The organism is Flavobacterium cauense R2A-7 (assembly GCF_000498475.1).
GTDB lineage: Bacteria > Bacteroidota > Bacteroidia > Flavobacteriales > Flavobacteriaceae > Flavobacterium > Flavobacterium cauense.
Genome location: NZ_AVBI01000001.1, coordinates 465,747 through 487,250 on the forward strand (window position 1 = coordinate 465,747; position 21,504 = coordinate 487,250).

Annotated in this window: 22 protein-coding genes; 7 read left to right on the forward strand and 15 right to left on the reverse strand. The window is 38.7% G+C overall.

The genetic code is table 11. The features are described 5' to 3' along the window. Positions 1-5 precede the first annotated feature (5 nt). The 8 genes from atpH to porW all read right to left on the reverse strand — a co-directional run bounded on the left by atpH (position 6) and on the right by porW (position 6,267). Positions 6-533, reverse strand: coding sequence for an ATP synthase F1 subunit delta (gene atpH, locus FCR2A7T_RS02140; RefSeq protein ID WP_023569625.1), 528 nt, complete (start codon positions 531-533; stop codon positions 6-8). Positions 534-539: 6 nt separating this feature from the next. Then, complete coding sequence (locus tag FCR2A7T_RS02145; RefSeq protein ID WP_023569626.1) at positions 540-1,040, reverse strand: F0F1 ATP synthase subunit B; 501 nt, start codon at positions 1,038-1,040, stop codon at positions 540-542. A gap of 89 nt (positions 1,041-1,129) precedes the next feature. Further along, a complete protein-coding gene (atpE, locus tag FCR2A7T_RS02150) occupies positions 1,130-1,321 on the reverse strand; it encodes an ATP synthase F0 subunit C (protein ID WP_008255642.1) in 192 nt (63 codons plus the stop codon). Positions 1,322-1,354: 33 nt separating this feature from the next. After that, positions 1,355-2,503 carry a F0F1 ATP synthase subunit A gene (gene atpB, locus FCR2A7T_RS02155; protein WP_023569627.1) on the reverse strand — a complete coding sequence of 383 codons (1,149 nt, stop codon included), beginning with the start codon at positions 2,501-2,503 and terminating at the stop codon, positions 1,355-1,357. 81 nt (positions 2,504-2,584) lie between these two features. Continuing rightward, the gene (locus FCR2A7T_RS02160) at positions 2,585-3,016 is read right to left on the reverse strand and encodes a hypothetical protein (protein ID WP_023569628.1); all 432 of its coding nucleotides are present in this window, start codon (positions 3,014-3,016) and stop codon (positions 2,585-2,587) included. Beyond that, the gene (locus tag FCR2A7T_RS02165) at positions 3,009-3,233 is read right to left on the reverse strand and encodes an AtpZ/AtpI family protein (RefSeq protein WP_035116872.1); all 225 of its coding nucleotides are present in this window, start codon (positions 3,231-3,233) and stop codon (positions 3,009-3,011) included. Before FCR2A7T_RS02165 ends, FCR2A7T_RS02160 begins: the two co-directional genes overlap by 8 nt. After that, a complete protein-coding gene (locus tag FCR2A7T_RS02170; RefSeq protein WP_023569629.1) occupies positions 3,205-3,606 on the reverse strand; it encodes a bactofilin family protein in 402 nt (133 codons plus the stop codon). The genes FCR2A7T_RS02165 and FCR2A7T_RS02170 overlap by 29 nt, the downstream gene beginning before the upstream one ends. 3 nt (positions 3,607-3,609) lie before the next feature. Next, positions 3,610-6,267 carry a type IX secretion system periplasmic lipoprotein PorW/SprE gene (porW, locus tag FCR2A7T_RS02175; RefSeq protein WP_035117025.1) on the reverse strand — a complete coding sequence of 886 codons (2,658 nt, stop codon included), beginning with the start codon at positions 6,265-6,267 and terminating at the stop codon, positions 3,610-3,612. 270 nt (positions 6,268-6,537) lie between these two features. On the opposite strand from porW, the gene FCR2A7T_RS02180 reads away from it, so the two are divergent. After that, on the forward strand, positions 6,538-7,590 hold the full coding sequence (locus FCR2A7T_RS02180; protein WP_023569632.1) for a ferredoxin--NADP reductase: 1,053 nt from the start codon (positions 6,538-6,540) through the stop codon (positions 7,588-7,590). 63 nt (positions 7,591-7,653) lie between these two features. Here FCR2A7T_RS02180 and FCR2A7T_RS02185 read toward each other — a convergent pair whose 3' ends face one another. Both FCR2A7T_RS02185 and FCR2A7T_RS02190 read right to left on the reverse strand, forming a co-directional pair. Next, on the reverse strand, positions 7,654-8,691 hold the full coding sequence (locus FCR2A7T_RS02185) for a glycosyltransferase family 9 protein (RefSeq protein ID WP_035116874.1): 1,038 nt from the start codon (positions 8,689-8,691) through the stop codon (positions 7,654-7,656). A gap of 11 nt (positions 8,692-8,702) precedes the next feature. After that, on the reverse strand, positions 8,703-9,308 hold the full coding sequence (locus FCR2A7T_RS02190) for a DUF4254 domain-containing protein (protein WP_023569634.1): 606 nt from the start codon (positions 9,306-9,308) through the stop codon (positions 8,703-8,705). Between the two features lie 67 nt (positions 9,309-9,375). Between FCR2A7T_RS02190 and upp the strand changes: the two genes are divergently transcribed. Then, positions 9,376-10,029, forward strand: coding sequence for a uracil phosphoribosyltransferase (upp, locus tag FCR2A7T_RS02195; protein ID WP_023569635.1), 654 nt, complete (start codon positions 9,376-9,378; stop codon positions 10,027-10,029). Here the strand turns inward: upp and FCR2A7T_RS02200 are convergent. Then, positions 10,024-10,953, reverse strand: coding sequence for a DUF6427 family protein (locus FCR2A7T_RS02200; protein WP_023569636.1), 930 nt, complete (start codon positions 10,951-10,953; stop codon positions 10,024-10,026). The genes upp and FCR2A7T_RS02200 overlap by 6 nt on opposite strands. 124 nt (positions 10,954-11,077) lie before the next feature. On the opposite strand from FCR2A7T_RS02200, the gene FCR2A7T_RS02205 reads away from it, so the two are divergent. Continuing rightward, a complete protein-coding gene (locus FCR2A7T_RS02205) occupies positions 11,078-11,308 on the forward strand; it encodes a DUF6341 family protein (protein ID WP_023569637.1) in 231 nt (76 codons plus the stop codon). 48 nt (positions 11,309-11,356) lie between these two features. Here the strand turns inward: FCR2A7T_RS02205 and purD are convergent, their stop codons facing one another. Beyond that, a complete protein-coding gene (purD, locus tag FCR2A7T_RS02210; protein ID WP_023569638.1) occupies positions 11,357-12,628 on the reverse strand; it encodes a phosphoribosylamine--glycine ligase in 1,272 nt (423 codons plus the stop codon). Positions 12,629-12,743: 115 nt separating this feature from the next. Here purD and FCR2A7T_RS02215 point away from each other — a divergent pair, with 115 nt between their 5' ends. The 3 genes from FCR2A7T_RS02215 to FCR2A7T_RS02225 are packed head-to-tail and all read left to right on the forward strand — an operon-like array spanning position 12,744 to position 16,314. After that, positions 12,744-14,057, forward strand: a complete 1,314-nt coding sequence (locus tag FCR2A7T_RS02215; protein WP_035116876.1) for a phenylacetate--CoA ligase family protein — start codon at positions 12,744-12,746, stop codon at positions 14,055-14,057. Then, a complete protein-coding gene (gene wecB, locus FCR2A7T_RS02220; RefSeq protein ID WP_035116878.1) occupies positions 14,054-15,148 on the forward strand; it encodes a non-hydrolyzing UDP-N-acetylglucosamine 2-epimerase in 1,095 nt (364 codons plus the stop codon). Before FCR2A7T_RS02215 ends, wecB begins: the two co-directional genes overlap by 4 nt. Beyond that, complete coding sequence (locus FCR2A7T_RS02225; protein ID WP_035116880.1) at positions 15,148-16,314, forward strand: glycosyltransferase family 4 protein; 1,167 nt, start codon at positions 15,148-15,150, stop codon at positions 16,312-16,314. The genes wecB and FCR2A7T_RS02225 overlap by 1 nt, the downstream gene beginning before the upstream one ends. Here the strand turns inward: FCR2A7T_RS02225 and FCR2A7T_RS02230 are convergent. Genes FCR2A7T_RS02230 through FCR2A7T_RS02240 form a run of 3 tightly spaced genes read right to left on the reverse strand, consistent with a single transcriptional unit; the run spans position 16,311 to position 19,750 of the window. After that, a complete protein-coding gene (locus tag FCR2A7T_RS02230; protein WP_023569642.1) occupies positions 16,311-17,663 on the reverse strand; it encodes an undecaprenyl-phosphate glucose phosphotransferase in 1,353 nt (450 codons plus the stop codon). The genes FCR2A7T_RS02225 and FCR2A7T_RS02230 overlap by 4 nt on opposite strands. Beyond that, a complete protein-coding gene (locus tag FCR2A7T_RS02235) occupies positions 17,664-18,647 on the reverse strand; it encodes a UDP-glucuronic acid decarboxylase family protein (protein WP_023569643.1) in 984 nt (327 codons plus the stop codon). It lies immediately after the preceding gene. After that, the gene (locus FCR2A7T_RS02240; RefSeq protein ID WP_158634616.1) at positions 18,647-19,750 is read right to left on the reverse strand and encodes an O-antigen ligase family protein; all 1,104 of its coding nucleotides are present in this window, start codon (positions 19,748-19,750) and stop codon (positions 18,647-18,649) included. Before FCR2A7T_RS02240 ends, FCR2A7T_RS02235 begins: the two co-directional genes overlap by 1 nt. Positions 19,751-20,438: 688 nt before the next feature. Here FCR2A7T_RS02240 and gmd point away from each other — a divergent pair. Continuing rightward, positions 20,439-21,503, forward strand: a complete 1,065-nt coding sequence (gene gmd / locus FCR2A7T_RS02245; RefSeq protein ID WP_023569646.1) for a GDP-mannose 4,6-dehydratase — start codon at positions 20,439-20,441, stop codon at positions 21,501-21,503. The last annotated feature ends 1 nt before the right edge of the window (position 21,504 follow it).

Genomic DNA, 21,504 nt, shown 5'->3' on the forward strand with positions numbered 1-21,504 from the left:
AAATACTAATTTAAAAGTTCTCTTTTTAATGTTTGTAAGCTGTTTGCTACTGAAGCATTGTATTGTTTGTCGCCGATTCTTAAAATAAATCCACCAATAATGGACTCATCCACCACATTGTTAATGGTAACCGATTTATTAGAAAATTCTTTGATTTTTGCCAATACTTTTACCTCCAATTCCGGAGTGATAGGAAAAGCAGTCGTTACTTTGGCCACTTCCACACCGTTTAATTCATCAAACAAAAGAATGTATTGAGAAGCCACCGCTGGTAAAATCTCAAATCTTTTGTTTTCCAATAACAATCGGAACAAACTTTTTGTTTCATTTTGAACAGAAGCAAATACTTCGGATAAAGCAGAAACTTTTACTTCCCCCTTAACAGTTGGGTTGGATAAAAATTCTTTTAACTCAACGCTTTCCGCAACAGCTGTAACGATAGCCTTCATGTCATCGTTTACATTGTTTGCTTTACCGTTGGCGTTAGCAATATCTAAAATTGCTTTTGCATATCTAATCGCTGCTCTTGACATATACGATTAATTTAATTTAACTTCACCTAACATTTTCTCAACCAATGCGGATTGGGATTCTTTGTTAGAAAGTTCTGCTTTTAATAATTTTTCAGCGATGTCAACAGAAAGGCCAGATACCTGACTTTTCAATTCTGCTAAAGCGGCATTTTTCTCGCTTTCGATAGACGCTTTTGCCTGCTCAATCATTTTAGCACCTTGTACTTGCGCTTCTGATTTGGCATCAGCAATCATTTTTTCTTTGATTTCGCGAGCTTCTTTAATCATAGTATCACGTTCTGCACGAGCCTGATCCAATAATTTTTGATTGTCCGCTTTAAGGTTCATCATTTCTTTCTTTGCATTTTCTGCAGAAAGCAACGCGTCTTTAATTCCTTCTTCTCTTTCGTTAACCGCATCAAGAATAGGTTTCCAGGCAAATTTCTTAAGCAAAAGAATTAATCCTACGAAAAGCAAAAATTGCCAAAAAAACAAACCAAGCGAAAATTGATCTAGTAACTTTTCCATTATATAAAAATTCTAATTTAGAATACTTTTTAATTTTTTAAAACAACAGTTGTAACCAACCGTCACAACTGTTGTCTGCATTTTTCTGATTAAGCTGCGAATAAAGCTGCGAAACCAATACCTTCAATAAGTGCAGCTGCGATAAGCATAGCTGTTTGGATTTTTCCTGAAGCTTCTGGTTGACGAGCAATAGCGTCCATTGCTGAACCACCAATTTTACCGATACCTAAACCAGCTCCGATTACGATTAAACCAGCACCTACAATAGTTGGAATTTGCATAATGTATATATATTTAATTAAACATTCAATTTATTAATGATGATCATCGTGGTGATGCTCCTCGTTGGCCGCACCAAAATAAAGTGCCGATAACATGGTGAAAATATAAGCCTGTAAAGCGGCTACCAAAATTTCCAGTAAAGATAAAGCAAAAGCTAAGAAGAAAGACAAACTGCTTCCCAACCAGTTTTTGAAAATAAACATCAACCCAATGATACTCATTAATACTACGTGACCCGCTACCATGTTGGCATATAGACGAATCATTAATGAGAAAGGTTTGATAATGGTTCCTAACAATTCAATAGGTGCCAAGATAATTTTCATAGGTGTCGGAACGCCCGGCATCCAGAAAATGTGACCCCAGTAATTTTTATTAGCGGTAAGGGTTGTAATTACATAAGTAAGGATTGCCAAACAAGCGGTTACGGCGATGTTTCCGGTAACGTTAATCCCTAGTGGTGTTAATCCGAAAATATTCAGGAACCAGATAAAGAAGAAAATCGTCAACAAATAACTCATGTATTTTTTATAGTTCTTTCCGATGTTCGGAATAGCGATATCATCACGGATATAAAGAATGATTGGCTCGAAGAAACGACCTGCTCCCGAAGCGATTCCACCGTTTTTAGCATATGATTTTGCCAAATTGGTAAACAGGAAAAACATAATTAAAGCAACCACAAAAATCATGAAAACGTTTTTCGTAATGGAGAAATCCAACGGTTGTGCGTTGGTGGCATGGTGGTGTTCGTCTACCGCAACTTCTTCTTCTGCATTGGCAACTTTGTAGATTTTACCGTGGTACAATCTGTAATAGTTTCCATTGCTTTCTGCCGCATGCTCTCCGTGGTGAAATTCAGCTGAAGAAAAAACCTGAAGTCCGTTATCAATCAGAATAACCGGTAACGGAAAACCAATGTGCTTCTCAACACCTGCATCATCTTTATACGAAAACAAATGAAAATCATAAGAATCCATTAAGTGGTGCCCAATAAATTCTTTAATTTCCGTTTTCAAGTCCTTCGGAGCCTCTTCTGCATGATGCTGTCCTTCTGCAACGGCAGCCGCCTCAACAGGAACCGCAGTGGAATCCGTTGTTGTATTTGCATAGTTTACCAACGGTAAAAATGCTACTAAAGCTGCAACTATAAAGTGGAGTGGTTTTTTCGAAATCACCATAACTATTAATAACTTAATTTTAAGGATTCTTAAATTTGGTGCAAAGGTAAATATTTTATTAATATCGAACGGCTATTAGAATTATTTTTTAATGGAATTTATGTTTTGTTTATCCAATCCGTTTCCTTTATTTAATAATCGTATGGTTATTATCGTTTCTATTGCCAAAAAAAGAATAAAAATCACAAAAAAGTTTATTTTTTCCACAAAGTTCTGGTTCGTCTCCGCCAATATGGGACGCACTATAAAAAAAGACACTCCCATTTTCACGGAAGTAATGAGTAAAAAGGTCATTCCCACATAATCCAAGTTTTTATCTTTCACGATTAGAAGGATTATCAGGATGACCAGGGTAAAAACAAAAAAAACACCGTACAGGTTTTCCAGCGAATAATGAAACTTCTGATACGAAGCACTGAATTCCGGTAGTAACGAAATACTTTTATTACCGATATAAGCGATTAGGGTAAGCGAAAACGCAAGCAAAAGGGTTTGTACTTTTTCTTTATTCATTTTTATTCAGTTCGTTTACCTGTCGTATTACATTGTAAAGTGCCAAAAAAACACCTACGACAACTAAGATTTTATTATAGTAGACTTTCGGGTTCGGATGGTTCTCATCGAGCCATTGCCCCAACCAGGCGAAAGCAAAGATAACGATACCCATCTGAAACGGGATATTAATCAGTGCCAGCCATTTGTTAGGCGATTTTTTCTTCTGATCCTCCATTGGTTAAGGGATTTTTATGCAGATTTCGCATGACACACGAAGCGCTGAAATCGGCTCCGGGCTCCACCGACAATTTCCCTACGATGGCCTCGCCTTTTATGGAAGCTTTAGAGCGAATATTTAAAATATCGGTCACTTCGATTTTTCCGTTAAACTTCCCTTCGATGTCGGCAGTTTTACAAATGATATCACCCGTAACGCTGCCGGCCGGACCAATAACTAAACGCCCTGTAGAAGTAAAATTTCCGATCAGATGACCATCCAGACGGAAATCGGCTTGGGACACAATATTACCCTCTAGGCTTGTCCCTTCAACAATCCTGTTGGTTTTCCCTAACAAGTCGGTGTATGATTTCTGTGGTTTGTCGAACATGTCTTATTTTATTGTTGCCAGATAATCTGCAAGATTCTTTTTGATTTGAATAACTTTGTAATCTTCGTTCGAAATCACAAAAGCAGAATCCTGAATTTTGTAGCCTTTGAAATCCTTCAATACTGAAATCGTGGATTGCGCCCCTTCCTTACTGCTGAACCCGTGAACAATCAAAAAGCTCTTATCGGCTCGGTACACATCGTTCGATAACGTGATTTTTTCACTGTTCCGGTCTTTGATGTATTGCTGCAGTTTTTCGTTCAGCACTTTAACTTTAGCATCATTAGTATTAGGATACGGAATCTGGAATACGATTTTCCAACTGTTGGGTGTTGCTTTGCCCAATTCGAGTTGCTCTAATTTCGGGATATCGTTTTTCACTATAGCGTCTGCCTGCTTCCCTTCTTCGACGGTTGGATAATTTTGTGCGATGGCCATCAGGTTTTTCTTGTATTCGGAAACGCCATCCAATCGGGCAATAATTCGGGCACGCAACAATTCGAATTTCGGCGCCATTTCATCTCCTGAAAAATTCTGCAACATAGCTTCGGTTTGTTTTAGCGTTTCCTGATACTCCCCTTTTTCATACTGCTTGAATAACGTAGCATAAACCACCGCCGGACTGTCGGTAATCTGTACCGCATTGTTCAGTAAAATCTGTGCATAATGACTGTTTGGGTATCCTGAAATAATTTCCTGCTTCATCATTTCGGCTTTGGCCGGATTGATGATCTCATAAATCTTATACAAATTGTATTTTGTCGGTAACACCAAGCGTTCCTCTGGATTTTTGGTTAAGAGGGTTTCCAGTTTCGAGGCAGCCAATTCGTTTTCTCTGAATTTTTCCTTATAAATATTCCCCAATTGGAAATAGGCAAAATTGCGATCCCGCGACAAACTATCGATTATTTTTTGATCTGAAGGCAGTCTATTCAGATAAAAATCAGCCGTGTACTCCGGTTTTTCCGCTTTCACCAAGGCCTTCTCATCAGTTTTTACAACTTCTTCAATTGGCGTTTCTTCCTGAATATCCTGATTGTCGCCTGAAGCATCCGAAACGGAACCCCAACGCCAATCCTGTTTTAATTTACGGTCACCCCATTTTTTTCTAAACTCGGCTTTACCGTATGCTACCGTTGTCGGGTTGTAAAAGTAAAAACTGGATTGTCCGTCCATCGCGCCACGGGGTTGTATGGTTGGCGGCACCATTGTTAACGGCTCCATGGTAACCGGATCTCCGGACGGCGGCATCATTTTACCTCCCTTAATACCTTGAAGATCGTTTGCCCCTGTTTTATCGCCAGGGCTTTGCTGTTCTTTTTCGGCTTTTTTGGCCGCTTCAAGCGCTTTGCGTTCGTCTTCAATTTTTAATTTGGAAATGTATTCGTCATAAAAACGGCGTTGGTCATTCGGATGCATTGCTACAACTTTCAGAATACTGTCGTTATGATGAATGATGTCTTCGTATTTTATTACATCGTCCAGATTTTCACGTTTCTTTTTTATGGCGAAATACTCGCGTGAACGCTGGTCCAGCTTCATCATCGTACTGTCGTAATATTTTCCGGCAGTTCTGTATTTGGCCTCTTCAAAATAAATGGCAGCCAGATTGCGATAATTTACCGCCATCAGATAATTGTCCTGCGAAACAGAACGCAACGATTTATTGTAATATTTTTTGGCGTCACTTTTCTTATCCAACTTATCATAAAACAACCCTTTCTGATGATTGATTACATCCAGATAAGGTCGGTTTTCCCGGTCTTTTAAAAGCTTGTCGTATTGCTCTGAAAAGGCCAGCGTATCGCCTTTTTTATAATCAAACTGTTGTGCCTGTTTGGCGTGTGCCCAAATAACATAACGCCGTGGCGATTTCCGCTTCATGTCAATTACCTCCTGAAAGGCCGCATAGGCACTGTCGGGATAATTCAGACTTTCATATAATTGTCCTAAGATAAAATTGTACCGTGCCTTTTCTTCATTTTGCTCGGTAAGTTCGCGGGCGATTTTCAGTTTGGCAATGGCAGTATCTTTTACATTGGTATTCAGATAAGCCTGTGCTAAAATAGCATTCGCATCGGCATGTAGCTGTCCTTTTAATTTGCGGTCTTTTAATAAAATCTTTAAGTTTTTAATCGCCTGTGCGTCATTCTCCAGACGGATGTTGGTTTTTTCCCTCCAGATTTTGGCTTCATAAATTTTATCGCTGTTGGAATACTTATACAAGATATAATTGAAGGCTTCCAGTGCCGGAAGAAAACGGTTGTCGTAATAGCGGGATTTTCCCAACAACAGGTGTGCTTCATCCATTTGCGGATTTTTCTCACTGCCGTCGATATTCATGGAATGTTTCTGAATGGCCTTAATCGCTTTGGTCTCGGCACGGTCAAAATTAGCATTTTTGGTTTGCCCGGGTAAGATTGCTTCTGTTTTATCCTGCATACGCTCCACCGGGAGGATGGTCCAGAAATTATCTTTATAGGTGGTCTTCAGGTCTTCCACACCTTTATCGAAAGCTATCCGTCCATTGTATAAAATATTGTCTCTGGCAGCTAACGCATGCATGTTCCTGCTGACGAATGTGTTCTTTTTTGTGGAGCAGGCAATAAAAAAAGCCAAAAATCCAATGCCCAACAAATATTTTATTATCGTGTTTTTCAAGGTAAAACGTTTTATTCCTTTAACTTTCAAAATCGTTCTTTAGTATAAATACGGGTAAAAATACGTTTCTTTTTAATATGTGTGAAATTTGTAAGTAAAAATCGGCTGAAAGGGAAAGAAAGTCTTTGAAATTAATTGATCCCCGGAGTGAAATTCGGCAAGGATTATTGCAGTATTTTCAATACGCTGTCACTTTATTATTAATTTCTGCCTTTTATCATATTTAAAAATTTCAGAATAGTTATTTTTGCTCTTTAAACAAGTTAAATCATGTCTACATTTTATAAACTACTCATAAAAGAAGTACGACGCGAAACCCCGCAAGCCGTTTCTGTTGTATTCAATGTGCCGGAAGAATTAAAATCGCAGTATGCTTTTATTGCCGGACAATATGTGAACCTGAAGCTGACCTTGGACGGAAAAGAAATCCGAAGAGCGTATTCCATTTGTTCGTCACCCGAGAGCGGCGAATTACGCATTGCCATCAAAGCGGTTGCCAATGGTGTTTTTTCGCAGTTTGCCAACACCACACTGAAACAAGGTGATTTGATTGAAGTGGGAACTCCGGAAGGCCGATTCACATTCGAGCCCAAAGCCGACAACCAAAAAAATTATGCCGCTTTTGCTGCAGGAAGCGGAATCACCCCGATTATGTCAATCATCCTGTCGGCATTACACAACGAACCGAAAAGTACTTTTGTACTGACCTATGCCAATAAATCACCGGAAGAAACCATCTTCTACAAACAACTGCACGACTTACAATTGCAATACGTGGGGCGTTTCTTCGTTCATTTTACCTTTACCCAAGCCACTGTAGACGAGGCAATGTTTGGAAGAATTGAAAAATCCACCGTTAATTTTGTTTTGAAAAATAAACATGCGGAAAAGGAATTTGCCAAATATTACCTGTGTGGTCCGGAAGAAATGATTTCAACCGTAAGCCATGTTTTAAAAGAACACAATGTAGTTGAAAAAGACATCAAGTTTGAATTGTTCTCCACTACACCGAATGAAACCAAAACGGAAAATACTTTGGGCGGACACACCAAAATTACCGTGATGGTCGACGACGACGAAGTAAGTTTTGAAATGGCACAAAAACAAACCATTTTAGAAGCCGCTTTAAAACAAGGAATTGATGCACCATACTCCTGTCAGGGTGGAATTTGCAGCAGTTGCCTGGCACGCGTAACCAAAGGTTCGGCCGAGATGAAAAAGAATGCCATTCTTACGGATAAAGAAATTGCCAGCGGTTTAATCCTAACCTGTCAGGCGCATCCGACTTCCGATGAAATTTATGTGGATTACGACGATGTGTAATGGTTTCTAATCTGTTTTTTTTAGAAGACCCTGAACAAAATCCGATATTTTAAAAGAAAGGAGCTATTTCAGCTCCTTTTCTATTTTTTCTATAATCGTTTTAGGTAAAATGGTGCGCATTACGTCCTCATAACCTTCCACTTTTTTATTTCCATAAACAGAGGTTGGCAATAACGGATATTTCGTTCTGTCTGACGTCAAACAAAAATCGTCCGGTTGATTGAACGGTTTAAAACCGGCATGAGGATGTGTGGCGCCCCAAAGGGTAATTACTTTCACCCCCAACATGGCGGCTATATGTGCATTTCCGGAATCCATACTGAGCATTACATCCAAATTGGAAATCAAATCGAGTTCCTGTTGCAGTTGTAATTTTCCGGCGACCACTATTACATTTTCCAAGTTGTTTTTTAACCGGTTCAGAATTTCTATTTCTTTTGTTCCACCACCAAAAAGGAATACTTTATTATTTGCATCCTGTGCTAATGTATCAATTACCTGTTGCATTAAATCCTGCGGATACACTTTGCTCTGGTATTGGGCAAAAGGAGCAATTCCGATCCATTTTCCTGATTTTATTCCGGAAACCGTGATAATTTCTTCCGATAAAGAAGCTTTTTCAGGAAATTTTGGATTCGTCAGATCAATTGCAAAACCCAATTCGGCAAAAGTAGCGCAATGCCGTTCCACCATCGGTTTTACCGGAGCAAAAATTTTATTTTCGGTTCGGGTAAGGGCTTTTTTATCGGCCCGGCCTTTATCGGTTGCCGCCACTTTTTTTCCGCTTAGCCTAAATAAATTCCGCACCACTTTGGATCGCAATACGTTATGCAAATCGGCTACACTATCAATATTCTGTTGTCGTAAATCGGAATACAATCGCAACAAACCGGCAAACCCTTTATGTCGTTTTTGCAAATCGACCGCAAAAAAATTCACATTCGGAATCCCGTCAAAAAAAGGCTTGAAAAAAGGTCTTGAAACTACCGTAAGTTGCACTTCGGGATACTGCAAAACTAAGGCTCTCAGTACGGGAACCGTCATTGCGACATCACCCATGGCTGAGAGCCTTATTACAGCAATATGTATTGGTTTAGGCATCTTGGCGATGACTATTTTTTATTTTGATACAACACCGGATTCAGTTCCTCGTCGTTGTACATTTTCATTTGTTTGTACACTTTCATGTATTTGTCGCCGTTTTCTATGTCTTCGATTAACTGACCAATGGAAACAAACATGTCGCTTTTCTGATCCAGCAATACGTTTAATTTCTCCTGACATTTCGCACGGTGTTCCGGAGTAGCTTCAGCTCTGTTGGCTTCTTCACTCATGTGGTAAATTTTCAACGCCAGAATCGACAAACGATCCATTGCCCAAGCCGGACTCTCGGTGTTGATTTTTGCATTCGGTTTTACCTGAACATCTTTGTATTTCTGAAGAAAATAACTGTCGATGTACTCCACCATATCGGTACGCACCTGGTTGGATGCATCAATCTTACGTTTCAAATCCAAAGCCGCTACCGGATCGATGTTCGGATCACGAACAATATCTTCGTAATGCCACTGTACGGTATCCACCCAGTTTTTGGCATACAACAAATATTCTATGGAACCTTTTTCATACGGGTTCAAAACGGGTTGGTACACATCGTCGATTACGTGATAATCTCGGATACTTTGCTCAAAAATGGGAAAGGCGAATTCAGCGAACATAGTTTTAAATTTTATTTACAAATATAGTTTTTATACTTTTATAGTCCGAAAAATAAATTCAATTCCCATGCACATCCATTATATCTCCGAAAAAAACAGTATTCTGAATCATTTTTTAACGCAACTTCGCGATGTTACCATTCAGAAAGACAGCATGCGGTTCCGTAAAAACATTGAGCGCATCGGAGAAATCATGGCCTACGAACTGAGCAAAACGTTAGAATACAAAGACATTTCGGTGCAGACACCTTTGGGCATAAAACACACCACAACCATTGCGGACAATGTGGTTTTATGTTCTATTTTACGTGCCGGTCTGGCATTACACCAAGGGTTTATGAACTTTTTTGACGATGCGGAAAACGGATTCGTATCGGCCTACCGTCATCATTATGACAACGATGATAAATTTGAGATTTTAGTCGAATATCAGGCCGCACCCTCTTTTCAGGATAAAAATCTGATTTTAATTGATCCGATGTTGGCTACCGGACAATCGTTAGTTGCGGTTTTACACAAATTACATCTGGAGCAAAAACCCAAAGAAATTCATATTGCCGTTGTGATTGCCGCACCGGAAGGTATTGCGTTTCTGGAACAAAATCTGCCCGAAAACTGCCATTTGTGGGTAGCCGCTTTGGATGAAAAATTAAACGAAAAAAACTATATCGTGCCGGGATTGGGTGATGCCGGTGATTTGGCCTACGGAAGCAAATTATAATTGTCCGAAGAAAATAATTAACGATATCAGGACCAAGCCACCCAAAACGCTTTCTTTTACCCATTTGTTGTCCAATCCTTCCAGAAAATTGGTTCCTAAAACCGATAACGGAAAAAAAGTGACCATTAAAAAACTGTTGTTTTTACTGGCTGACAAAACGTAAACCGCTACACCGAGCAGGAATGTGAAAAGGATTTTCTTGTAGGATGACTGCATGTTTAACGGACGGTTTTGAAGTGCCAAAACCTGAGTAGCAAAAAACAATACGGCTACCGAAGAGAAGAAAGCCAATGCTATGTTTTGAAATGTATTTTCAAAATATGTAAAGTCAAAACTGATTTGTATTTTATCGGCAACAAAACCCAACAGGTTCCGGTCTATAAGCAATACCGCTAAAATGAACAGGACTAATACCGCAAAAAAAGCAATAAAAGGAATAAGCCAGTTGCGATAGTCTCTCGATACGTGGAAAACTATCGAAATAAAAACCAAAATCAGAAAGAGAATACACCAAAAGTGGAATAAGGAAGCAACGAAAATCCAAAAAGAGGCATCAAAAATCTTTTCTTTGGGCGTAACCAGCGATTGCATCGATATCAAACGCCTTAAGGCCAAAAGCAAGAAAAAATTGGCCAGGATAATATTGGAATTCACCAACGTAGTCGGAAAAAGAATCAGAAAAATAAAAAACAAAAAAGCGGCATAGCTGTTGTCTTTGCTCAGTCCGTTGCGTTTGGTAATGAACCGTACCAAAAATAACGACGCAATTAAAACCAATAATAATCCTGTTTTCTGAACAATAGTAAAATAATATTCCGTCCACGAAAAGTCCTTGGTTAAGTACAAAAAATAAAAAACAATCAGCAATAAACTGATTAAAACGTAATTAATTGGACGAGATTTATTAAAAAGGCTTGCTATCATGCAGATATTTTATATTTTTGTGACTGTAAAGATAACATTTGTACAAAAAAGAGACTAACAAGACCGAAGAAGTTTTTATTTTCTTGGCCTGTAAGTTCCAAATAAACTAAAAACATTACACAATATGAAAGCTTTTTTTGAAGGAATAGCCTATTTATTCGAAGAAATCCTTTTCGCTCCAATGGAATGGATGAGAGAATTGGAATTGTCTAACTGGTGGACCGCAAACGCAGTAAACTGGATTTTTATTCTGGTTTGTTGTTACTGGACTTGGTATTGGACAAAAGAATTGAAAATATTCAAAGACAAGGGAGAAGACGAGCAAGATACTACCGCTCACTCTTTCTTAAAATAAGATACCTAATAAAAAATCCCGACTTTCATCGGGATTTTTTATTTTCTATTACAAATCGAAACCAATGTCTTTTCGATAATACATATTGTCAAATTTGATTTTTTCGATATTTTCATACGATTTAGCAATCGCTTCTCTGAAATTATCACCATAGGAAGTCACCGCAATCACACGACCGCCATTGCTTACCACCTTACCGTCTTTCAAGGTCGTTCCGGCATGAAATGCAATCGAACCTTCTACCTTTTCCAGCCCGGAAATTACTTTTCCTTTTTCATAGTCTTCCGGATAACCGCCCGATACTACCATGATCGTTGTGGCGCTTCTCGAGTCGATTTCCAAAGTTACCTCGCCTAAAGTTTGATTGGCAACCGCTTGGAACATTTCCACCAAGTCGCTTTTTATTCTTGGCATCACCACTTCCGTTTCCGGATCGCCCATACGTACATTGTATTCGATCACAATCGGTTCGCCTTTCACGTTGATTAACCCAATGAAAATAAACCCTTTATATTCAATATTGTCTTTTTGCAATCCTAAAACCGTTGGTTTCACGATACGCTCTTCTATTTTTTTCATCAAAACGGCATCTGCAAAAGGCACTGGGGAAACCGCACCCATTCCACCGGTATTTAATCCGGTATCGCCTTCACCAATACGTTTGTAATCTTTCGCGGTAGGTAAGATTTTATAATTTTTCCCATCGGTTAAAACGAAACAGCTCAATTCAATACCGTCTAAAAATTCCTCGATAACCACTTTGGAAGAAGCATCGCCAAATTTCGCATCCACCAACATGTTACGCAATTCCTGTTGGGCTTCCGCTAAATCGTTCAGAATCAACACGCCTTTTCCTGCTGCCAAACCATCCGCTTTTAAAACATACGGAGGTTGTAATGTAGTTAGAAATTCGCAGCCTTTTTCAACCGTGTCTTTGGTAAAACTGTCGTAAGCGGCCGTAGGAATGTTGTGTTTTACCAAAAATTCTTTGGCAAATTCTTTACTGCCTTCCAATTGTGCGCCATGTTTTGACGGACCGATAACCGGAATGGTTTTTAAATCGGCATCGTTTTTAAAGAAATCATAAACCCCGTTTACCAAAGGATCTTCGGGACCAACGACTACCATATCAATTTTTTCAGTCAGCACTAAATTCTTAACCGCCGCAAAATCGTTGGGGTTGAGAACAACATTAGTTGCAATAGAAGCAGTTCCGGCATTACCGGGTGCCACGAATAATTTGGAGCAATGAGAACTCTGAAGCATTTTCCAGGCCAGTGCGTGTTCTCTTCCGCCGGAGCCTAACAATAAAATAGTCATGGTGTTGTGTTGTTGATTTGGGTGCAAAAATAGTCGGTTTTCAACGGAAAAAAAAGTTTCTAACGATAGTTTATGGCCATGGGTTTTATTATTTTTGGAGAAATTTACCCGATACGTGTTTCGATTATTTGATTTTTCACTGCAATTGAACGGTTTCCCGATGAAGGAAGCCCACGCTGCTTTTGATGCGATTCTTTCCATTCCGGAGGGAAAGTATCAGGACTACCTTGTAACGCAGCGCAGTGAAATTGTGAATTTCCATTTGAAAAACAATCCGTTTTACCGTAAATTGATCGGGAAAAATTCCGTTGAAAACTGGAACGATTTACCGGTACTCACCAAAAAAGAGTTACAACAACCCTTAACCAATCGCCTTTCCGATGGCTATTCTCAAAAAAATGTTTTCGTAAATAAAACTTCGGGATCCAGTGGCGACCCGTTTGTTTTTGCCAAAGACAAGCAGGCCCATGCGCTAACTTGGGCTTCGATTCTTCACCGTTTCGGTTGGTACGGGATTGATTTCAACACCTCGTATCAGGCACGCTTTTATGGTATTCCATTGGATTTCATCGGTTATCGAAAGGAACGGTTAAAAGATTTTTTAGGACACCGCTATCGTTTCCCGATATTTGACCTGTCGGATGCTTTTCTGGAAAAAGTACTCAAGCATTTCCGAAGTAAAAAATTCGATTACATCAACGGGTATACGAGCTCAATCGTATTGTTCGCTAAATTTCTGCAGACCAAAAACATTATTCTGAAGGAAATTTGCCCGACACTGAAAGTCTGCATGGTGACCTCCGAAATGCTCTTTGACGACGACAAAACACTCTTGAAAACGCAATTCGGCATTCCGATTGTGAACGAATACGGTGCTTCCGAACTGGACCTGATTGCCTTTCAAAACCCCAACGGCGAATGGCAGGTAAATTCAGAAACCTTGTTTTTAGAGATTTTAGATGAAAACAACCAGCCGGTTCCCAACGGACAGGAAGGGCGGATTGTCATTACGTCTTTATACAACAAAGCGCATCCTTTTATTCGTTACGATATCGGCGACATTGGAATTTTGGATGAAAGAAGCACTCCGAAAAAACCCATCCTGAAAAAACTCATCGGAAGAACGAATGATGTAGCACTACTGCCCAGCGGAAAAAAATCGCCGGGACTGACCTTTTATTACGTAACCAAAAGCATCATTGAAGACGATGGAAATGTAAAGGAATTTGTTATCCGTCAGACCAAAATCGACACTTTTGAAATTGATTATGTTTCCGAAAAAGAACTAACATCAGAACAAATTAAAGGCATTCAGGAAGCCATAGACAACTACCTAGAGCCGGGCTTACAATTTTCCTATCACCGAAAAAACAGTTTGCTTCGCAATTCGAGAGGCAAACTCAAACAATTCATATCCGAACTAACATGATTAAACTTACCATAGTAGCCGGCGCACGTCCGAATTTCATGAAGATTGCACCGCTTATTCATCAACTTCAGAAAAAACAGGAAGAAGGAAAAGCGATTTCGTTCCGATTGGTGCATACCGGCCAACATTACGATAAAAACCTGAGCGACACCTTTTTTGAAGAACTGAAGATTCCGAAACCCGATGCCAATCTGATGGTGGGTGGCGGAACGCAGGCCGAACAAACGGCAGGCATCATGATTGGTTTTGAGAAAGAACTGGCAGAAAATCCATCCGATTTGGTAATTGTGGTAGGCGATGTAACGTCCACCATGGCGTGCAGTATCGTTGCCAAAAAAGCCAATGTAAAAGTAGCCCATATCGAAGCCGGAATCCGTTCGTTTGATTTGACGATGCCCGAAGAGATCAACCGTATGGTAACTGACAGTATCACCGATTATTTTTTCACGACCTCGAGTTATGCTAATGAGAACCTGAAAAAAGCCGGAATCGAAGACGATTGTATTTTTTTTGTTGGCAATATTATGATCGATTCGTTGGTTAAAAATCTGGAACGCATTGAAAAACCTTCCTTTTTTGACGAACTTCAGACTTCCGATAAAAAATATCTGGTATTGACGATGCACCGTCCGGCCAACGTAGACAATAAAGAAAATCTGGAACGTTATCTGGACAACATCACTTCTTTTGCCAAAGATTTTACGATTGTATTCCCGATTCATCCGAGAACGAAACCTATTGTGGAAGCCATCGGAAAACACTATCCGAATCTGGAAATCGTCGAGCCACAACCTTATTTGAAATTTATCTATTTGCTAAAAAATGCCGCGGGTGTGATTACCGATTCCGGTGGGATTACCGAAGAAGCAACGTATTTGCATATTCCGTGCATTACCCTTCGCGAAAACACCGAAAGACCCGAAACCTGTGTATTGGGCAGTAATGTTTTGGTGGGCAACGATTTCAAGGCTTTGGAAGAAAATATTAAGAAAATTACCGAGAACAACTGGAAAAAAGTACAAATCCCCGAACTTTGGGATGGCCAAACCGCCAATAGAATTGTTGACATTTTATTTGATTTACCGCTATAATGCAAGACATTTTAATCATATCCAATTATTACCCGCCGGAAACCGGAGCGGCCGCCAATCGTATTGAAACACTGGCACACGGACTTCACGACAAAGGCTGGAACATTTCGGTTTTGTGTCCGCTGCCCAACTATCCGAACGGAAAAATTTTTCAGGGGTATCAGGGAAAAATGAAACACAAATCCGTCGAGAAAGACATTACGGTTTACCGCACCTGGGTATTTCCGAGCAACTCGAAAAACAAAGTTGTCCGACTGATTTCCATGCTGTCGTTTTCGTTTTCGTTGAGTCTTTTCTTATTGTTTACTAAAACTCCGAAAAAAGTAATTATCCAGTCGCCACCGCTTTTTGTTGCTTTTTTCGGTGTACTGATGAATAAATTCAAAGGCAAAAAAATCATTTTGAATGTTTCCGATTTATGGCCCTTGGCCGGAAAAGAACTTGGGGTAATGCACGAAAGTTTCAGTTACCGTATGCTGGAAAAAATTGAACGATACAATTATAAAAATGCGGATTTGGTTTTGGGACAATCGGAAGAAATCTGTACGCATGTTCGCGAAAGAGCAGCGACCAAAACCGTTTTGTACCGTAACTATCCGAAATTTCAATTGCAGGAGAACGCCGGCGCTGAAACTTCAGATAAAATTCACGTAGTTTATGCCGGACTTTTAGGAGTGGCGCAAGGTATTGTAACCCTTTGCAAAAACATCCGATTGCCGGAAAATGTAATTCTCGACATTTATGGCAATGGTGCGGAGAAAACGGAACTTCTGGAATTTATCAAGGAAAATCCAAATAAAAACATTCATTTTCATGGAGAACTCACGCGAACGGCACTTCATGAAGTACTGCTTCATAAAGCCGATTATGCATTGATTCCGTTGGTCAATCGGATTTACGGTTCGGTTCCTTCTAAAATTTTCGAAATGGCGCATATCGGTTTACCCATTATTTATATAGCCGGAGGCGAAGGCGGAGATCTTGTAAACGAATTTAAATTGGGAAAAGTGATAACTCCCCAAGAGTATGAGTCGTTGAATGAATTGTTAGCTACGCTTATAAAAACCGACAGTACTGCTAGAAAAAAAATCCAGGACACTGCCCAAGAATCTTTTTCGTTTGACAGGCAGTTGGAGCAAATCAATGAAGAAATTAGAATCCTCTAATATGCCTTTTCCTCGCCTTTGACAGCATTGAATACCGTCATAAAAATAATCTTCAGATCCAAAAGTAACGACCAGTTTTCCAGATAAAAAATATCATATTTCACACGATTTATGATGTCTTTGTCGCTTTCGACTTCACCACGATAACCGTTAGTCTGCGCCAATCCGGTAATACCGGGTTTTACAAAATGACGGACCATAAATTTATCAACGCTTTTGGCATACATCTCGGTATGACTAACCATATGAGGTCTTGGACCGACCACTGACATATCTCCCAAAAATACATTAAAAAATTGCGGCAATTCGTCGATACTTGTTTTTCTTATAAAACGTCCAATATTGGTAATTCTGGGGTCATTTTTGGAAACCTGTTCAATATCTGCAATTTCGTTAGGTCGCATGGAACGGAATTTATAACAGTCGAATTCGTGATAATTCAGTCCGTTTCGTCTTTGTTTGAAAAAAACCGGGCCTTTGGATTCTCTTTTTATCAGGAAAGCTAAAATTGGAGTCAACCAAGACAGTATTCCAACGATAACGATTAATGAAAACACGATGTCGAATCCTCTTTTCACGATCATATTTATCGTTTTATCTAAAGGAATATCCCGTAAAGAAGCCACAGGAATATAACCGTAATAATCGAATTTCATGTTGCGCGACAAAACCTCATTTTCATCGGGTAAAAATTTTAAGACCTTCAGGTTATTGTCGGTAAAATCTATGAACTGATTAATCAGTTCGTTTTCCATATCAGAAAGAGAGCAATAGATTTCGTCAATTTTGTGCTCCAAAACGAATGAAAAACAAGTGTTAATCTGCTCCGTTTTGTTTCCTTTCAAATCAAAAAGTGAAATCAGGTTGTATCCGTAATCCGGATTTTCGTTGAAAAAATCAGCCAATTGGGATACGTTTTCCCCATCGCCAACAATAACAACCCTTCTGAAATTCCCACCGAAAATAACACGAAACCGTCGTAAAAAATAAAAAATCGAAAGTTTCGCCAGAGAAATTAAAATTACTGAAAAGGTTGCAAATTTAAAAATTTGTGAAGGTTCGGAAAATTTTAAAAAGTACCCTAAATACGCAAAATTCAGAATAATGAATAAGGCATATTGATTGAAAATTTTTCGGAAGATATCAACCACTTTTGTGAAACGGTACACCTCATAAAAACCAACATTCCAAGCGATGATTATCCATGAAACCGACACGAAAAAATGGTAGTAAATTATATTGAGGGCATCCAATAACAGGACAGATGCCAGAACATTAATAATAATTAAGTCCAGCAAATAGGAGAACGGTCTTAAATAACCGGAATATCGTCCTGCTTGTTTTCCCACTTAGAAAATGTATTTTGAAAAATCCTTGTGTTCTTCTTTGGCTAATTCTTCCGGAGACAACGATTTGAAATACTCATACGTAATTTTCATGCCTTCGGAACGCGAGACTTTGGCTTCCCATCCTAAAATTTCTCTTGCTTTTGTGGTATCCGGCTGACGCTGCATCGGATCATTTACCGGAAGCGGATGGTAAACCACTTTTTGTTGGGTTCCGGTTAATTTAATGATTTCCTCAGCGAAATCTTTAATGGTGATTTCATCCGGGTTACCGATATTGACCGGCAAATGGTAATCGGAGTGCAACAGTCGGAAAATCCCCTCCACCTGATCGTCTACATAACAGAACGAACGGGTTTGGGAACCATCGCCAAAAATGGTTAAATCTTCACCGCGCAACGCCTGACCGATAAAAGCCGGAATTACACGACCGTCGTTTAGACGCATTCTTGGTCCGTAGGTGTTAAAAATACGGACGATACGGGTTTCCACACCATGAAATGTGTGGTAGGCCATAGTTATGGATTCCTGAAAACGTTTTGCTTCATCGTAAACGCCACGCGGACCAATGGTGTTCACATTGCCATAGTATTCTTCCGTTTGCGGATGAATTAACGGATCGCCATAGACTTCGGAAGTGGAGGCGATAAGAATTCGTGCTTTTTTCACGCGGGCTAATCCTAACAGATTGTGCGTTCCCAAAGAACCAACCTTTAGTGTTTGGATCGGAATTTTTAAATAATCGATCGGACTGGCCGGAGACGCAAAATGCAATATATAATCCAATTGTCCCGGAACATGGACAAACTTAGTAATATCGTGATGGTAAAATTCGAAATGTTCTAATTTGAAAAGATGTTCAATATTTTTTAAATCTCCGGTAATCAGATTGTCCATGCCAATAACATGATATCCCTCTGCTATAAAACGATCGCACAAATGCGACCCTAAAAATCCGGCTGCACCAGTAATTAAAATTCTTTTCATTATTTAAATTCTGTTTGGTCTTTATAATTGATTGTATTGAAAATACAAAAAAGTGTTATAAAAAAGACGATTCCTCGTTGACGACAAAAGATTGATTCCGTCAAAAGTAATACTATCATCGTTACGGCAAAAACTAAATGCAGTAAATTTTTCCCGGAGATGGCGTTTTTAAGGTTCAGAAATAACATTACAGTAAAAACTATAAATCCGAATACACCTAACTCTGCAAAAGTTTGCACGTATTGATTGTGAAAATTGAAAACACGATACCCTAAATTCAGTTGATGCTGAGTAATTTTTTTTTCAATTTCCTGTTGTGAGGCTTCATGCCCAAAACCTGAAAACACTATATTCTGTTCCGCCAACATTTCTGTAAAAATGCGTACCTGAAAAACCCTTAATGCGGTACCCGGAAAAAAATTATTAGGCTGAAATTTCTCATTGCTCCAAGCTTGTTTTAAACTAACATTATAAACCACATCCGTTTTAGTACCAAAATTCTCATTAATGGTATTATCGACAAAAGCGGTTTCATATTCCATCAGAAACTGTTCTCTTACCCTTTCCACAAATAATATGGAGAATATTGAAAAAAAGAAAACTGAAATTATAGTAAGTGCTTTTATATCTGTGGGCGTTTTAGAAAAAAAGCTGTAGTAGCAAACAATCAACAACAAATCAATAAAAAAGACACTTTTGGAGGATAATAAAAAAACAAAAAACAGTAAGGTGAATATACAAATTCGATCGATAATTGTTTTGTTTTTAATAGAGATAAAATAAAACATTCCAAAAGACGCAAAAGCAGCCATATAAATAGCGTTCAAATCTACGGTTACTAATTCGTGAAAGAAAAACACATTACGGTTTCCGGTACTAAAATAACGGATTAGAGCGTTTGAAAAATAGTAGAGCGTGTAAAAACACATGCCAAAACCATACAGCCGAAACACTTTATTTAAGGAACTTTTTTTTAATGGAATGATGAAAAAAAAGGCTAAAGGCATTAATAAAAACAAAATGTCTTTTTGCAAACCGGATACCGTTGCGTTGAAATCTTTTGTCCAAAACAACGAACAAACCATGATACAATATAAAATCATGGGTAATAATATTACTTTGTTGAAGTGAAAGTTAGATTTGTCAACCGAAAAAAGCGCAACAATAAAAAAAAGAATACAAGTAATACTCCCAAACGCAAAGTTTAAAGGGATTGTAATTAAAATTGCCGCTAAAAGATACGTTAAAACATCATATTCTTCTGTTAATTGTTTAAATTTCAGATGTGTGTTTTTTAAATAATGGTAAATATTCTTCATTTATCGCATCCCAATTAGACTCGGAAACTGTTGTTTTAAAGTCATTTTGAATTAACCGCAAGTTATAATTTTTTTTGACTAAAACTGTTAATTTTTTAACATCTTCGTCTCCTAAAAAAACCAACTCTTTTAAAAGGAAAATACAGTCGAAACCAAAAGCAGATTAACCTTAATAGTAACACAAACAATGCTACTGTTGATATAACAACCCGAAAGTCCAATCCCAGTTAGCGAAACAGTGAAAATTCTTAATTTATTACATCTGTTTTTCATTTATGCCACAAGCTGTTTTAATAAATAATTCCAAAAAGAAAATTAAAGTTCGATACAGAAAAAACAAAACGGTTTTCTTTCGGATTTCATTTCCAGATTGAAATCGGAAATCCGCAATAAAAAGTTCACTTATAAACAAATAAAACCGTGTTTGTTCCATACTAAAATTTATATTTGCAATAATTAAGACGGTTCTAAAATGAAAAAAGCATTAATTACAGGAATTAATGGGCAAGACGGTTCCTATTTAGCGGAACTATTATTGGAAAAAGGGTATGAAGTACACGGTGTAATCCGAAGAAGTTCAACGTTCAATACAGAGCGTATTGAACACCTTTACATCGATTCTCTATTACGGGATTTACACAACCAACAGAAGATTCTGCTTCACTATGGTGACATGACAGATTCTACCAATATCATCCGTTTGGTTCAGCAAATCAAACCGGATGAAATCTACAATCTTGCGGCGCAATCGCATGTAAAGGTTTCCTTTGAATTACCGGAATACACCGCAGAAACAGATGGGGTAGGTACTTTACGATTACTGGAAGCTGTTAGAATTTGCGGATTGGAAAAAACCACTAAAATTTACCAAGCATCTACCTCCGAGTTATACGGAAAAGTTCAGGAAATTCCACAAACGGAAAACACTCCTTTTTATCCGCGTTCCCCTTATGGTGTGGCAAAAATTTATGCCTATTGGATAACCAAAAACTATCGTGAAGCATACAATATCTTTGCGGTTAACGGAATTCTATTCAACCACGAATCCGAACGCCGCGGAGAGACTTTTGTTACTCGTAAAATCACATTGGCAGTAGCCCGAATTGCAAACGGCATTCAGGAGAAACTCTACCTAGGCAATCTTAATTCTCTAAGGGACTGGGGTTATGCCAAAGATTATGTGGAATGTATGTGGCTGATGCTGCAACAGGATGTGCCGGAAGATTATGTAATTGCTACCGGAGAACAACATTCGGTGAAGACCTTTTGCGAATTAGCCTTTAAAGAAATAGGCATTGAGCTGGAATGGAAGGGAGAAAATGAAAATGAAAAAGGAAGCTGTAAAAAAACTGGTCGCGTTTTAATTGAAGTGGATCCGAAATACTACCGCCCGGCAGAAGTGGAAACATTACTAGGTGACCCTACAAAAGCAAAAACCCAATTAGGTTGGAATCCAAGAAAAACCTCTTTCCAGGAATTGGTCAAAATCATGGTACAGCACGATTTGGAATATGTAATGAAACCGACTAAAATTTAAC

What these genes read in the sequence shown, in the direction of transcription:
- FCR2A7T_RS02180 (WP_023569632.1), top strand. Translation starts at nt 6,538, where the DNA reads ATGTCTACATTTTATAAACTACTCATAAAAGAAGTACGACGCGAAACC.
- FCR2A7T_RS02235 (WP_023569643.1), bottom strand. Translation starts at nt 18,647, where the DNA reads ATGAAAAGAATTTTAATTACTGGTGCAGCCGGATTTTTAGGGTCGCAT.
- FCR2A7T_RS02160 (WP_023569628.1), bottom strand. Translation starts at nt 3,016, where the DNA reads ATGAATAAAGAAAAAGTACAAACCCTTTTGCTTGCGTTTTCGCTTACC.
- FCR2A7T_RS02240 (WP_158634616.1), bottom strand. Translation starts at nt 19,750, where the DNA reads ATGATTTTATATTGTATCATGGTTTGTTCGTTGTTTTGGACAAAAGAT.
- purD (WP_023569638.1), bottom strand. Translation starts at nt 12,628, where the DNA reads ATGACTATTTTATTGTTAGGCTCCGGCGGAAGAGAACACGCACTGGCC.
- FCR2A7T_RS02200 (WP_023569636.1), bottom strand. Translation starts at nt 10,953, where the DNA reads ATGATAGCAAGCCTTTTTAATAAATCTCGTCCAATTAATTACGTTTTA.
- FCR2A7T_RS02225 (WP_035116880.1), top strand. Translation starts at nt 15,148, where the DNA reads ATGCAAGACATTTTAATCATATCCAATTATTACCCGCCGGAAACCGGA.
- FCR2A7T_RS02165 (WP_035116872.1), bottom strand. Translation starts at nt 3,233, where the DNA reads ATGGAGGATCAGAAGAAAAAATCGCCTAACAAATGGCTGGCACTGATT.
- FCR2A7T_RS02190 (WP_023569634.1), bottom strand. Translation starts at nt 9,308, where the DNA reads ATGTTCGCTGAATTCGCCTTTCCCATTTTTGAGCAAAGTATCCGAGAT.
- upp (WP_023569635.1), top strand. Translation starts at nt 9,376, where the DNA reads ATGCACATCCATTATATCTCCGAAAAAAACAGTATTCTGAATCATTTT.
- atpH (WP_023569625.1), bottom strand. Translation starts at nt 533, where the DNA reads ATGTCAAGAGCAGCGATTAGATATGCAAAAGCAATTTTAGATATTGCT.
- gmd (WP_023569646.1), top strand. Translation starts at nt 20,439, where the DNA reads ATGAAAAAAGCATTAATTACAGGAATTAATGGGCAAGACGGTTCCTAT.
- FCR2A7T_RS02170 (WP_023569629.1), bottom strand. Translation starts at nt 3,606, where the DNA reads ATGTTCGACAAACCACAGAAATCATACACCGACTTGTTAGGGAAAACC.
- FCR2A7T_RS02185 (WP_035116874.1), bottom strand. Translation starts at nt 8,691, where the DNA reads ATGCCTAAACCAATACATATTGCTGTAATAAGGCTCTCAGCCATGGGT.
- wecB (WP_035116878.1), top strand. Translation starts at nt 14,054, where the DNA reads ATGATTAAACTTACCATAGTAGCCGGCGCACGTCCGAATTTCATGAAG.
- atpB (WP_023569627.1), bottom strand. Translation starts at nt 2,503, where the DNA reads ATGGTGATTTCGAAAAAACCACTCCACTTTATAGTTGCAGCTTTAGTA.
- FCR2A7T_RS02205 (WP_023569637.1), top strand. Translation starts at nt 11,078, where the DNA reads ATGAAAGCTTTTTTTGAAGGAATAGCCTATTTATTCGAAGAAATCCTT.
- atpE (WP_008255642.1), bottom strand. Translation starts at nt 1,321, where the DNA reads ATGCAAATTCCAACTATTGTAGGTGCTGGTTTAATCGTAATCGGAGCT.
- FCR2A7T_RS02145 (WP_023569626.1), bottom strand. Translation starts at nt 1,040, where the DNA reads ATGGAAAAGTTACTAGATCAATTTTCGCTTGGTTTGTTTTTTTGGCAA.